The sequence below is a fragment of the Yersinia vastinensis genome (assembly GCF_044905075.1).
In the GTDB taxonomy this organism is placed as follows: Bacteria; Pseudomonadota; Gammaproteobacteria; order Enterobacterales; family Enterobacteriaceae; genus Yersinia; species Yersinia vastinensis.
This window is the reverse complement of the sequence record NZ_CP173260.1, coordinates 3,458,362-3,471,328: the sequence shown is the minus strand read 5'-3', so window position 1 is coordinate 3,471,328 and position 12,967 is coordinate 3,458,362. Positions and strand designations below refer to the sequence as shown.

The window sequence follows — 12,967 nt, the reverse complement described above, 5'->3', positions numbered from 1 at the left end:
ATTGCTGCGTAAATTATATGTGCGTGCTATGGTACATACATTCGTGAATGTATGTAAATCGCACCCCCTCGAAAAAACAACGCTATGGCACGAAAAACCAAACAACAAGCCGAAGAGACCCGGCAACAAATTCTAGATGCCGCCGTGCGGGAATTTTCTGCGCACGGTGTTTCCAGCACCTCGCTTACTGATATTGCCGCCGCCGCTGGTGTCACTCGAGGGGCAATTTACTGGCACTTCAAGAATAAGGTAGACCTCTTTAACGAGGTTTGGGAATTATCAGAGTCTAAAATTGATCAGCTCGAATCAGAGTATCAGGTAAAATATCCTGATAATCCACTACGTATTCTGCGCGAAATACTCATCTATGTACTTGTTTCTACGCGTGAGGATTGTCGACGCCGCGCATTGATGGAGATTGTATTCCATAAATGTGAATTTGTTGGTGAGATGACCTCAGTCCATGATGCGCGTAAAGTTCTTGATTTAGCTAGTTATGAGCGAATTGAATCGGTTTTGCAAGGTTGTATTGAAGCAAATCAATTACCCGTCGATCTTGATACTCGCCGTGCTGCGATAATCATGAGAGCCTATATTACAGGTTTGATGGAAAATTGGCTTTTTATGCCAGAAAGTTTTGACATAAAACAAGAGGCCCCTACATTAATTGATGCATATCTGGATATGTTAAGTCACAGCCTTTCATTGCGAAAAGAGATTAATAGCAAGGTATAGGATTAACTGGAGAAGTTTATATGAGCGATAAAACGAATTCACTGGTCGTGATTGCAAGTGGTGCCGCTTATGGTCACGAATCACTATTTAATGCGCTGCGTTTATCCATCGCTTTGAAAGAACAACAAATAGATCTTGATTTACGTCTATTCTTAATGTCAGACGCGGTTATTGCAGGCCTTGATGGGCAGAAACCAAATGAAGGATATAATTTGCAGCAGATGCTGGAAATACTGACGGCGCAGAATGTTCCGGTGCTGCTCTGTAAAACCTGCGCCAATGCGCGGGGGATTAGTGAGTTGAAATTGGTCGATGGCGTGGAAATTGGCACTTTAGTCGAATTGGCCCAATGGACACTGGCTGCTGAAAAAGTACTGACATTCTGAGTGCTGATGATCGCTGTTTTTTTGATATATTGAATTAACTGATATTTCTGGCTGTTGCATCCCATCGAGCTGTCATTGCATCACTGCTCGCATTATTGCAGCTATTCATGCTCGGAAATATTTTTCCTATTATGGCCTGAGACTGAACGTGATAGGATCTCAGCTTCTCTGTTGAAATGAAGTTCAAATATGAGCATCAGATTTCACAATCAATATTCTTTACCCTTCTCTTTGCCAATAATGGCGTTAACAGGTGTATTTTTATTACGCCTGAAAGTAATGGTTACTCTGCTTATAATTGCATTTACATTTTCTCCGTCGATCTTTGCTGCGGGAATGAATATTGATGTACCGACCCGCTCAGAAGTGATGAGCCAGTTGGATACATTATCCAAGCAAAAGATATTGTCACCAGCGGAAAAACTATCGCAGCAGGATCTGACTAAGACGCTCGAGTATCTTGATACTATTGAGCGGACTCGGCAGGAAACGGCTCAGCTTAAGCAGCAACTAGCGCAGGCTCCGGCGAAGTTACGTCAGGCGACAGAAGGGCTGGATACACTCAAAAACGATAGCGCAGATACTCTAACTCGCGAGTCGCTGGCCAATTATTCATTACGCCAGTTAGAGTCACGTCTCAACGAAACGCTGGATGATTTACAATCTGCTCAGGAAGATCTCTCCGCCTATAATAGCCAGCTCATTTCTCTGCAAACTCAGCCTGAACGCGTACAGAGTGCGATGTACAATGCATCTATGCGTTTAATGCAGATTCGTAACCAACTCAATGGGTTGACTTCAAATCAAGAGGTTTTACGGCCCACCCAACAGCAAGAGTTATTGACTGAACAAGTCATGTTAAATGCGCAGCTAGATTTGCAGCGTAAAAATCTGGAAGCTAATACGACGTTGCAAGATTTGCTGCAAAAACAGCGCGATTACACCACGGCACACATTAATCAATTAGAGCGCTATGTTCAGCTACTGCAAGAAGTTGTTAGCGGAAAGCGGCTAATCCTATCAGAGAAAACAGCCAAAGAAGCGCAAGCACCCAGTGATGCGACTGATATCCAAAATGATCCTTTAGTCAGTCGTGAATTAGCCATTAATAAAGAATTAAGCCAACGGCTTATTAATGCCACTAAAGAAGGCAATACACTGGTACAGCAGAACATCAGGGTTAAAAACTGGCTCGATCGTGCCCTGCAATCTGAACGTAATTTAAAGGAGCAAATTACCGTATTGCGTGGCAGCTTACTGCTTTCTCGTATTCTGTATCAGCAACAACTCAATTTACCGACTTCTGGCTTGATTACTAATATGGGGCCACGCATTGCTGACCTGCGACTTGAGCAGTTTGAAATTAACCAGCAGCGTGACCAGTTATTCCAAGGCAATGACTATATTCAAACCCTGACGAGTGACAGTAAAGAGAAAGTTAGCCCCGATGTGGAGGATGCCTTAGGGCAAATTGTTGATATTCGGCGTGAATTGCTGGACCAATTAAATAAGCAACTGGGTAACCAACTGACACTGGCAATTAATCTGCAAATTAACCAACAGCAGCTTTTGAGTGTCAATGAATCACTGCAGCATACATTGACGCAGCAGATTTTTTGGGTCAGCAGTAACAAACCGATGGATTGGTCTTGGTTGAAAGCATTACCAGGGGCGATTAAAGCAGAATTAAGCAGTTTTCATTTTACCCTGTCATGGGATGATGTATTTGCGGGATTACTTAAGTCATTGGTATTCCTGATACCAATGCTGGTTGTGGTCGCAGTCATCCGCTCACGCTATAAAATCATCAATAAGCATTTGGAGCGGCTGGCTGCTGATGTCGGGCAGCTAAAGCACGATAGTCAAATGCACACGCCCAACGCCATTATGCTCACTTTACTGAAAGTGCTGCCGGGGGCCTTGATCATTCTTGGTGTGGGTTACTGGTGTTTCCGCTCAGACTTCAACCTCAGTGATTTATTCTGGAGCTTCTTCCAGCGTCTTGCCCTGTTCTGGCTCGTGTTTGACTTGTCATACCGCATGTTGTCGCCCGGGGGCATCACTGAGCGGCACTTTATGATAGCGGCTGACCGATGTGCACATTACCGCCGCCAAATGGTGCGGTTAGGTGCGGCATTATTACCTGTTATTTTCTGGTCTGTGTTGGGGGCGAAAAGCCCACTTCGTTTGGTCGATGATGTCATTGGGCAGATTGTTATTGTGATTGCTTTGGGGCTGCTGGCCCTATTTGTCTATCCGTTCTGCCGAGATAGTTGGCGTGAGAAAAACTCACATGCAGTACGGTTAGTGATTGTTACCGCAGTAGCGATAACACCGATAATACTGATCGGCTTAATGATCGCTGGGTATTTCTACACAGCATTACAACTTGCTGGCCGCTGGATTGATAGCCTGTATTTATTATTCTTGTGGAATATTGTTTATCTAACGGCTATTCGCGGCTTGGGGGTTGCAGCACGGCGCTTGGCCTATCGGCGAGCCATTGCGCGGCGACAAAGCCTAGTTAAAGAGGGGGCTGAAGGTGGTGAACCAGTAGAAGAACCGCCACTGGCCTTGGACCAAATTAATCAGCAGTCATTGCGTCTGACTACCATGACACTGTTCGTGATATTCGGTAGTGCCTTTTATGGCATCTGGGCGGATCTGATAACCGTTATTTCTTATCTGGATAGCATCTCTTTATGGCACTACACCTCAACAGTAGCTGGTGCGAGCATCACACAAGCTGTCACATTAGGTAATATGCTAGTGGCAGTGATGGCTCTGGTGGTTGCTTATGTTTTGACACGTAACCTACCTGGTTTACTTGAAGTGGTGGTGCTGTCGCGCCTGCAACTACGTCAGGGGACTTCTTATGCAATCACCACAATCCTGACCTATCTGATTACCGCTATTGGGGTCATTACCGCACTTGGTTCACTCGGTGTCTCGTGGGATAAGTTGCAATGGTTGGTTGCGGCACTCTCCGTCGGTTTGGGGTTTGGTTTGCAGGAAATCTTCGCCAACTTTGTTTCGGGTTTAATTATCCTCTTTGAACGTCCTGTTCGTATCGGCGATACAATCACTATTGGGACTTTCTCGGGTAATGTCAGCAAGATACGTATACGTGCAACAACTATTACTGATTTTGACCGCAAAGAAGTCATTATTCCAAACAAAGCCTTTGTTACCGAGCGGCTGATTAACTGGTCACTGTCAGACACTGTTACCCGGATTATTATTAAAGTCGGGGTGGCATATGGCTCTGATTTGACAAAAGTAAAAGACATATTGCTGCAAGCGGCCCATGAAAATCCACGGGTAATGTCTGATCCGGAACCTCATGCATTCTTCCTGAACTTTGGTGCCAGTACCCTTGATCATGAGTTGCGTGTGTATGTGCGTGAATTACGAGATCGAAGCTATACGGTGGACGAATTAAACCGGGCGATTGATAAACTATGTCGTGAGAACGACATTAATATCGCGTTTAATCAGTTGGAAGTGTATCTGCACAAAGCGGATGGAACAGAAGTTCAAGAAGTTAATCGTCCTTTTGAAACCAAAGAGTTACCTTCAACTCAGGCTAAAATTGGAAATGCCAAACCTGGTTTACCAGATATCAATAAACCACTCGCTTAAGATACTCTGCAGGGAAAGCATGGAATGAGGGATGGCGACCAACCACACTGCATTTCGTAAAACGAACGCTATACAACAAGGCGATACCTGAATGTATCGCCTTGGTTAAACATCATGACTAATCCGAAGTCTGGCGGCGGAGCTTACGCTGATAATCAAGTTGCACGATCGCTAATGCCGCCAATGCTGTTTCTGGCGCTATCTCATTGCATTCCAGCAAGTAGATAAGATCTACTGCCAGTTGCAGTTCTGGTGAAGCTTTTTCAACTGACATAATGTGGCCAACATTTGATTTTCAGTTAATTGGGAAAGTCGGGGAACACCGCTACTGTGAGTTTTCACCTGACTTGATTTCAATCTCTATACCTAATTAGTTGCAATATGTGGGACGGATCTACTGGGTGAGCCTCTGGAGAGGCCTCATTAGCCCTGATGAGCTTACATAAGTAAGTCATTCTGGCGATTGAAACAACCGACATACATGCAACCTGAAGGACAATAGATTTAAACATTATAGAAAACTATTCGATGTCGAAACCCTAATGATTCAAAAAATGTGACAAATATTCAAAAACCGTTCTCTTTCCTTTCAATGCTGCGCTCAATTTTTATTAACGCCTGCCGACAACGCATTAAACGTCCCTCTAGTGCGGCAAGTTCTTTTTGTATTTTTTGCTGTTCACTTAATAGACTTTGCTTACCGAGCAGGCTCTCTCTATCTTGAATCATCGCCAGTATTCTTCGTTCATAATCTTGGTGTTCAGCCAGTTTATGGTAAGGGTCCGACTTGCTTTCACGAGGTTCAGGATTAGATTTTCTCAATTTCTGCGTCGCTAACTCTCTTTGTAATGCGGATATCTGCGCTACCAATTTCTCAGCCAAAAAGGCGACCTGTTGTGTACGATTCTCTGCCACGACTTGCTTTAGTTGTGCCATATTCTTATGCACTTCTAATAGATAATCGCGAAAACGATTACCATGATTACTGAATAAATTCAGATCAAAACGGGCTTGCTGGGATGGAGTATTGGCTTGTGGGCCAACCTGCGTAGACAATGCTTCAATTTGGCTTTCAAGCACCTGTAATAATTTTTCTGTACTCATGGCGCTTCTCCTGGAGGTTTCTCGCCAGCTTGCCCTCGAAAAGGGGGGGTGACAAGCAAGGACGAGTAAATATATGTATCGTGTTAATAATGCCAAGAATATCTATTGATGATGCTCAACGCATGCGCTAATGATAGAGCGGCATATTTTGATGAATATTATAAAGGGAGTTTATGTCTCGTTGGTTGTTAATTGCCTTGGGTTGGGTGGCGGTGGTTTTAGCAACCTTAGGTGTTGTGCTGCCTCTTCTGCCCACTACGCCATTTTTACTATTGGCTGCATGGTGTTTTGCGCGTTCATCGCCCCGCTTTCATCATTGGCTACTGTATCGTTCGTGGTTCGGCAGCTACATACGCACTTGGCAACAACATAAAGCGTTGCCACCAGGTGTTAAATGGAAAGCAATAATGGTGACCTTACTCACTTTTGCTATTTCGCTATGGTTAGTGAAAATTTGGTGGGTCAGAGTCATCTTGCTCGTTATATTAACGTTATTGCTGACTTTCATGTTGCGCATGCCAGTTATTGACCTATCGCAACAAAAAAAGCCCTGAGCAGCTTACACCAGTTGCATTTTAGTATCAGTTTGCATAGATTTGAGCGTTTTCGTGCGCGGGGTAATCCCTCGTTGCGTCCTTAGGGTTAAGGATGCAGTAATTTACTCTATTCAGGCGATATTGATGGGTAGAATAAGTTACTCAGTTGATGCCATTTTGCACCGACTGGCCGCGCTTTAGTATGTACAGCAGTTTTATCAGGCACAAATTATGACCGCTACTGCACCTAATACAGCACAACAGCTTGAATATATTAAAAACAGTATCAAAACTATCCCCGATTATCCAAAAGCGGGAATACTGTTCCGTGATGTGACCAGCTTGCTGGAAGATCCTTTAGCCTATGCCGCCAGTATTGAATTGCTGGTTGAACGTTATCTGGATGCAGGCGTGACTAAAGTCGTCGGTACTGAAGCTCGTGGTTTTCTGTTCGGTGCGCCAGTGGCTTTGTCGCTGGGCGTGGGTTTTGTTCCGGTACGTAAACCGGGCAAGTTGCCGCGTGAAACCATCAGCGAAAGCTATGAATTGGAATACGGTACTGACAAACTTGAGATCCACACCGATAGCATTCAACCTGGCGATAAAGTCTTGGTAATTGACGACTTACTGGCGACCGGTGGAACAATTGAAGCGACGGTTAAGCTCATCCGTCGTTTGGGTGGTGAAGTGACAGATGCTGCGTTTGTCATCGATTTACCTGAACTGGGTGGCGAAACGCGTCTGACTCAGCAAGGGATTACTTGCTACAGTTTGGTCTCTTTCAGCGGCCACTGATCGCATTGATAATATCAGTCTCGCAGCAAGTCGTGAGGCTGATATTTGGGTTATCCGACCTACTATTTATTTTATTAGGCCTGTATTAGGCCTGAGAACGTTAGGTTGGGGAAGGGTACCCGGTATAAAGATATTCTCATCACAGAAAACCCGCCTTGCTATCACCATGTTCCCCACTATCTCCCATGATCTCGCCAAGACGACTTGGCATCCACAAAGTAAATTTATGGGAATGAGGATAGACGTACTGGTACACTACGCTGAGCATCATCATTATGCGACTTGCATATGTCCGAAAACCGGCCAAATTAGATATACTAGGTTAAATTATCCATCATAAATCAACGATGAAGCATTAATGAGCTATCAGGTACTGGCCCGTAAGTGGCGCCCCAAAACGTTTTCAGACGTCGTTGGTCAGGAACATGTCCTGACGGCGTTGGCTAATGGCCTTTCGTTAGGGCGAATTCATCACGCCTATCTATTCTCTGGTACTCGTGGTGTCGGCAAGACCTCTATAGCTCGCTTGTTAGCCAAAGGTCTTAATTGCGAAACGGGCATTACTGCGACACCTTGTGGCGTCTGCGCCAATTGTCAGGAAATCGAACAAGGCCGTTTTGTTGACCTCATCGAAATAGACGCCGCCTCTCGCACGAAAGTCGAAGACACCCGAGAACTGCTAGATAATGTTCAATATGCTCCGGCCCGTGGTCGCTTCAAGGTCTATTTGATTGATGAAGTACACATGTTGTCACGGCACAGTTTTAACGCCTTACTAAAAACGCTTGAAGAGCCGCCTGCTCATGTGAAATTCCTGTTGGCGACTACTGATCCGCAAAAGTTGCCAGTGACGATTCTTTCCCGGTGCTTACAGTTTCATCTCAAAGTTATTGATGTTGATATCATTCGTGCGCAGCTTGAAAAAATACTACTGGCTGAACAGATTAGCAGTGATGCTCGCGCCTTACAGTTACTGGCTCGAGCGGCTGATGGTAGCATGCGCGATGCGCTAAGTTTGACTGATCAAGCCATCGCGATGGGGGATGGTAGTGTGACGACCTCCACTGTCAGCCAAATGTTAGGGACATTGGATGACGAGCAACCATTGGCAATAATTGAAGCCTTGGTGAGTGCTGATGGGGCGCGGGTAATGGCCCAACTTGAACAAGCGGCATCACGCGGCATCGATTGGGAAAACCTGTTGGTCGAAACCCTAAGTTTGTTGCACCGCATTGCCATGGTGCAGTTATTACCATCGATGCTGGATAATCATTACGCTACCTTGGAACCGCGATTGCGTGAGTTGGCCCGGACTCTGCCGCCTACGGATATTCAGCTTTATTACCAAACCTTGCTGGTGGGACGTAAAGAGTTAGCTTTTGCCCCCGATCGCCGCATGGGGGTTGAAATGACCTTTTTGCGAGCGTTAGCTTTTCACCCAAAAGCGATAATTGCTGAATCTCAAATGGTGCCAGTGAGTGTTCCGGCGGCCATTAATCATAGCGTACCTGCCCAGCAGTATACGCAAGTTTCTGCTCATACTCAGCCAGCTCCCCAGCAAGAGGCGCCGCCATTAGGTGCAACTATGCAGGTGAATACTCAACTTCCGGATTCTACTGCGCAACTGCTTCAGGCACGTACACAGTTACTGCGACAGTCGGGGACAACCACACCAAAAAAGAATGAGCCGGCAGCGCCAGGAAAAGCGCGGCCGGCAAACTCAGCACTGGAGCGATTAGCCTCGGTGACTGAGCGAAGCCAGCAACGTCTGGCGGCTAAATCAACGGAAGAAAAGAAGCCGGCGAAGAAAGAAGCGTATCGCTGGACTGCGCAGAACCAACCCGAGGTGTCGCCTGAACCTGTCGCCACACCGAAAGCACTACGTTCTGCGTTGGAACATGAGAAAACACCGGAGCTATCTGCGAAATTGGCTGAAGCTGCTATAGCTCGAGACCCTTGGGCTGCTGAGATAGATAAGCTACAGATTCCTAAGTTGGTGCAGCAACTTGCACTGAATGCATTTAAAGAAGAAATAGAACCGGGTAATATTTGCCTTCACCTGCGTTCTGCTCAGCGCCATTTAAACTCGCCGTCAGCGCAAAAGGCGCTGGCTGATGCGTTGAGTGAATTACACGGTAGCGCTGTTACATTGAGTGTTATTGAAGATGATAATCTAACGGAGCGTACCCCGTTGGAATGGCGGCAGGCCATTTATGAAGAAAAACTGGCACAAGCACGCCAGTCAATTATTGCGGATAATAATATTCAGACGCTGCGTCGTTTCTTCGACGCTGAATTGGATGAAGATAGTATCCGGCCGGTTTAATCGCTGTGATAAGTGCGTGGTGCACTGACGCAGCCCCTTGCTATGAGAGATGACTATGTTTGGTAAAGGCGGTATTGGCAATTTAATGAAACAAGCCCAGCAGATGCAGGAAAAAATGCAGCAGATGCAGGAAGAAGTCGCCAAATTGGAAGTTACCGGTGAATCTGGCGCGGGCTTGGTCAAAGTGACAATTAATGGGGCGCACAATTGCCGTCGGGTTGAAATTGACCCAAGCCTGTTGGTTGAAGACGATAAGGAAATGCTGGAAGACCTGATTGCTGCGGCCTTCAACGATGCTGCTCGCCGTATCGATGAAACGCAAAAAGAGAAAATGGCTTCTGTCTCAAGTGGTATGCAATTGCCACCAGGCTTTAAGATGCCGTTCTGATGCAAACCAGTCCACTCCTTGAGTCATTAATGGAGGCGTTGCGCTGTTTACCGGGTGTCGGCCCAAAATCAGCGCAGCGTATGGCATTTCAGTTGCTACAGCGTGACCGTAGCGGTGGGATGCGTCTGGCGCAGTCTTTGACCCGCGCGATGTCTGAGATTGGTCACTGTGCGGATTGCCGCACATTTACCGAGCAAGACCGTTGTACTATTTGCGCTAATCCACGCCGTCAGCAAAACGGCCAAATCTGCGTGGTCGAAAGTCCAGCGGATATCCATGCAATTGAGCAAACGGGCCAATTTGGTGGGCGTTACTTTGTGCTGATGGGGCATTTATCACCGCTTGATGGTATTGGCCCCGGCGATATAGGTCTGGATTTGCTTGAAGAACGGCTGAGAACTGAAACTATCAGTGAAGTTATTTTAGCAACCAACCCAACCGTTGAAGGTGATGCAACCGCCAACTATATTGGCCAGATGTGTGGTCAGTATGGTGTGCAAGCTAGCCGTATAGCACATGGTGTACCGGTGGGGGGCGAGCTGGAAATGGTTGATGGTACGACCTTATCCCACTCTTTAGCCGGGCGGACTCCCATTAAGTATTAATCGTATTTAATCTGGTGGGCGATTGTTTTCCATTGATTATCATATGAATATTTCAATTCCTGATACTCAGTAAATCGCCCCTGATTCTCTGTTTTTTTCTCTGTAACGACTTGAAACCCCCTCCTGTTGGCCCCATTTGATACACATTGTTCGATTTTATATACCTGTCGGTAATTTGGATTGAGGTAATTAATGAGTATGAAAGGTCAAGAAACCCGTGGATTCCAATCTGAAGTTAAACAACTTCTCCATTTGATGATTCACTCGCTCTATTCCAATAAAGAAATTTTCTTGCGCGAGTTGATCTCTAACGCTTCTGATGCGGCAGATAAACTGCGTTTCCGTGCGCTGTCTAACCCTGAATTGTTTGAAGGGGATGGTGAGCTGCGCGTGCGTTTATCTTTTGATAAAGAAAAACGCACTTTGACCCTAAGTGATAACGGCATCGGTATGAGCCGTGATGAAGTCATTGATAATCTCGGCACCATCGCAAAATCAGGGACCAAAGCATTCCTCGAATCTATTGGTTCTGATCAAGCCAAAGACAGTCAATTAATCGGTCAGTTTGGCGTGGGCTTCTACTCAGCTTTCATCGTGGCAGATAAAGTCACTGTTCGTACCCGCGCGGCAGGTGCCCCGGCTGATGCTGGCGTATTCTGGGAATCAGCAGGCGAGGGTGATTACACTATCGCAGATATCACCAAAGAAGATCGCGGTACAGAAATTACATTGCACCTGCGAGAAGGTGAAGATGAATACCTTGATGACTGGCGCTTGCGCTCCGTTATCAGCAAATACTCAGACCATATTGCACTGCCGGTCGAAATTCAGAGCAAGAATGAAGAAGATGGCACAGTGACATGGGAAAAAATTAATAAAGCCCAAGCGCTGTGGACTCGCGGTAAAGCAGAAATAACCGACGACGAATATAAGGCATTCTACAAACACATCGCGCATGACTTCACTGATCCACTCATTTGGAGCCATAACCGCGTTGAAGGTAAGCAAGAGTACACCAGTTTGCTATATATCCCGGCACAAGCGCCTTGGGATATGTGGAATCGCGACCATAAACATGGCCTGAAATTGTACGTCCAGCGTGTCTTTATCATGGATGATGCTGAACAATTCATGCCGAATTATCTGCGATTCGTTCGTGGTTTAATCGATTCTAATGATCTGCCGCTGAACGTCTCACGCGAAATTCTGCAAGATAGTCGTGTGACACAGAACCTGCGTAGTGCGCTGACAAAGCGTGTGCTACAAATGCTGGAGAAACTGGCGAAAGATGATGCTGAGAAATATCAGCAGTTCTGGCAACAGTTTGGTATGGCATTAAAAGAAGGCCCTGCGGAAGATGGTAGCAACAAAGAGACTATCGCCAAGTTGTTACGCTTTGCTTCAACTCATACTGACAGCTCTGCGCAGACCGTGTCGTTAGAAGATTATGTCAGCCGCATGGCCGAAGGGCAGGAGAAGATTTACTACATCACTGCTGATAGCTACGCTGCTGCGAAGAACAGTCCGCATCTAGAATTGTTCCGTAAAAAAGGCATTGAAGTCTTGCTGTTATCTGACCGTATTGACGAATGGATGATGAGTTACCTGACTGAGTTTGAGAGTAAATCTTTCCAATCTGTCAGCAAGGCCGATGACTCACTGAACAAACTGGCAGATGAAGAACGCCCAGAGCAGCAAGAGGCGGACAAAGCGTTGGAACCTTTCGTTGAGCGTGTGAAAACGCTGTTAGGTGAGCGTGTAAAAGATGTCCGTCTGACACATCGGCTGACGGATACTCCGGCGATTGTGACCACAGATGCTGACGAAATGAGCACGCAAATGGCGAAATTATTCGCTGCTGCGGGTCAACAGGCACCGGAAGTGAAGTATATCTTTGAATTGAATCCAGAACATAGCCTGGTCAAACGTGCTGCTGATGTGGCTGATGACGCTCAGTTTGCCGAGTGGGTCGAGTTATTACTGGATCAAGCTCTGCTTGCCGAGCGTGGAACATTAGAAGATCCTAACCAGTTCATTCGTAGAATGAATCAGCTATTAACTGCTTAATTAAGTAATGAGACGCCCTTGACAGAGATGTTGTCAGGGGCGTTTTTTGTTTAATTTCATTGTGTTATTCTTATTTTTTGTCTTGTTCTTATGAATTCTATCTCATGAAACAAAATCGCATACCTTGAGCCAACCCCCCTGAAAATGGTAAGGTTGCTTGTTTTCCGCAATTTCGATTTAATTTAAAAAAACACAGATACCCAATAGATTTCATGATGCAGAAAGGCGACAAACGAGAGAAAAATTGGTCGGGAACCGATTTGAACCGTGTTTGCGCTAGTCCGCAGGGTGAACCTCAGAGATGGGATTCATTAATCCCGATGAACTGACTTAAGTCAGCGATTCGGGTGACCTAGAGCAGGCAACACATTTGCAGCTTGAAA

The 12,967-nt window shown here is 45.9% G+C and carries 11 protein-coding genes and 1 other annotated feature; of the genes, 9 read left to right on the top strand and 2 right to left on the bottom strand.

All coding sequences use genetic code 11. The annotated features are described in order from the left end of the window. The first annotated feature begins 84 nt into the window (after positions 1–84). The 3 genes from acrR (at position 85) to mscK (ending at position 4,763) form a co-directional block, all read left to right on the top strand. The gene (gene acrR, locus ACIOG0_RS16185) at positions 85–735 is read left to right on the top strand and encodes a multidrug efflux transporter transcriptional repressor AcrR (RefSeq protein ID WP_050099106.1); all 651 of its coding nucleotides are present in this window, start codon (positions 85–87) and stop codon (positions 733–735) included. 20 nt (positions 736–755) lie between these two features. Beyond that, positions 756–1,121: a DsrE/DsrF/TusD sulfur relay family protein gene (locus ACIOG0_RS16180; RefSeq protein WP_050099104.1), complete on the top strand. Its 366-nt coding sequence runs from the start codon at positions 756–758 to the stop codon at positions 1,119–1,121. A gap of 189 nt (positions 1,122–1,310) precedes the next feature. Next, positions 1,311–4,763, top strand: a complete 3,453-nt coding sequence (mscK, locus tag ACIOG0_RS16175; RefSeq protein ID WP_050099103.1) for a mechanosensitive channel MscK — start codon at positions 1,311–1,313, stop codon at positions 4,761–4,763. Between the two features lie 118 nt (positions 4,764–4,881). Here mscK and rsmS read toward each other — a convergent pair whose 3' ends face one another. Further along, on the bottom strand, positions 4,882–5,037 hold the full coding sequence (gene rsmS / locus ACIOG0_RS16170) for a pleiotropic regulatory protein RsmS (protein WP_050099102.1): 156 nt from the start codon (positions 5,035–5,037) through the stop codon (positions 4,882–4,884). 293 nt (positions 5,038–5,330) lie between these two features. Then, positions 5,331–5,867, bottom strand: coding sequence for a primosomal replication protein PriC (priC, locus tag ACIOG0_RS16165; RefSeq protein WP_050099101.1), 537 nt, complete (start codon positions 5,865–5,867; stop codon positions 5,331–5,333). A gap of 173 nt (positions 5,868–6,040) precedes the next feature. Here priC and ACIOG0_RS16160 point away from each other — a divergent pair, with 173 nt between their 5' ends. The 6 genes from ACIOG0_RS16160 (at position 6,041) to htpG (ending at position 12,584) form a co-directional block, all read left to right on the top strand. After that, entirely contained in the window at positions 6,041–6,421 is a 381-nt protein-coding gene (locus tag ACIOG0_RS16160) for a DUF454 family protein (RefSeq protein WP_050099100.1), read from the top strand. 213 nt (positions 6,422–6,634) lie between these two features. After that, entirely contained in the window at positions 6,635–7,198 is a 564-nt protein-coding gene (gene apt, locus ACIOG0_RS16155) for an adenine phosphoribosyltransferase (protein WP_050099099.1), read from the top strand. Between the two features lie 358 nt (positions 7,199–7,556). After that, on the top strand, positions 7,557–9,524 hold the full coding sequence (gene dnaX / locus ACIOG0_RS16150; RefSeq protein WP_050099097.1) for a DNA polymerase III subunit gamma/tau: 1,968 nt from the start codon (positions 7,557–7,559) through the stop codon (positions 9,522–9,524). Next, positions 8,854–8,918 (top strand) — a sequence feature (DnaX frameshifting element). Its footprint overlaps the gene before it by 65 nt. 55 nt (positions 9,525–9,579) lie before the next feature. Next, on the top strand, positions 9,580–9,912 hold the full coding sequence (locus ACIOG0_RS16145; RefSeq protein ID WP_019212859.1) for a YbaB/EbfC family nucleoid-associated protein: 333 nt from the start codon (positions 9,580–9,582) through the stop codon (positions 9,910–9,912). Then, positions 9,912–10,517 carry a recombination mediator RecR gene (recR, locus tag ACIOG0_RS16140; RefSeq protein ID WP_050099093.1) on the top strand — a complete coding sequence of 202 codons (606 nt, stop codon included), beginning with the start codon at positions 9,912–9,914 and terminating at the stop codon, positions 10,515–10,517. Before ACIOG0_RS16145 ends, recR begins: the two co-directional genes overlap by 1 nt. Before the next feature lie 198 nt (positions 10,518–10,715). Then, the gene (htpG, locus tag ACIOG0_RS16135) at positions 10,716–12,584 is read left to right on the top strand and encodes a molecular chaperone HtpG (protein WP_174846828.1); all 1,869 of its coding nucleotides are present in this window, start codon (positions 10,716–10,718) and stop codon (positions 12,582–12,584) included. Positions 12,585–12,967 lie beyond the last annotated feature (383 nt).

Coding starts and splice junctions, on each gene's coding strand:
- acrR (WP_050099106.1), top strand. CDS start 85: ATGGCACGAAAAACCAAACAACAAGCCGAAGAGACCCGGCAACAAATT.
- ACIOG0_RS16180 (WP_050099104.1), top strand. CDS start 756: ATGAGCGATAAAACGAATTCACTGGTCGTGATTGCAAGTGGTGCCGCT.
- mscK (WP_050099103.1), top strand. CDS start 1,311: ATGAGCATCAGATTTCACAATCAATATTCTTTACCCTTCTCTTTGCCA.
- rsmS (WP_050099102.1), bottom strand. CDS start 5,037: ATGTCAGTTGAAAAAGCTTCACCAGAACTGCAACTGGCAGTAGATCTT.
- priC (WP_050099101.1), bottom strand. CDS start 5,867: ATGAGTACAGAAAAATTATTACAGGTGCTTGAAAGCCAAATTGAAGCA.
- ACIOG0_RS16160 (WP_050099100.1), top strand. CDS start 6,041: ATGTCTCGTTGGTTGTTAATTGCCTTGGGTTGGGTGGCGGTGGTTTTA.
- apt (WP_050099099.1), top strand. CDS start 6,635: ATGACCGCTACTGCACCTAATACAGCACAACAGCTTGAATATATTAAA.
- dnaX (WP_050099097.1), top strand. CDS start 7,557: ATGAGCTATCAGGTACTGGCCCGTAAGTGGCGCCCCAAAACGTTTTCA.
- ACIOG0_RS16145 (WP_019212859.1), top strand. CDS start 9,580: ATGTTTGGTAAAGGCGGTATTGGCAATTTAATGAAACAAGCCCAGCAG.
- recR (WP_050099093.1), top strand. CDS start 9,912: ATGCAAACCAGTCCACTCCTTGAGTCATTAATGGAGGCGTTGCGCTGT.
- htpG (WP_174846828.1), top strand. CDS start 10,716: ATGAAAGGTCAAGAAACCCGTGGATTCCAATCTGAAGTTAAACAACTT.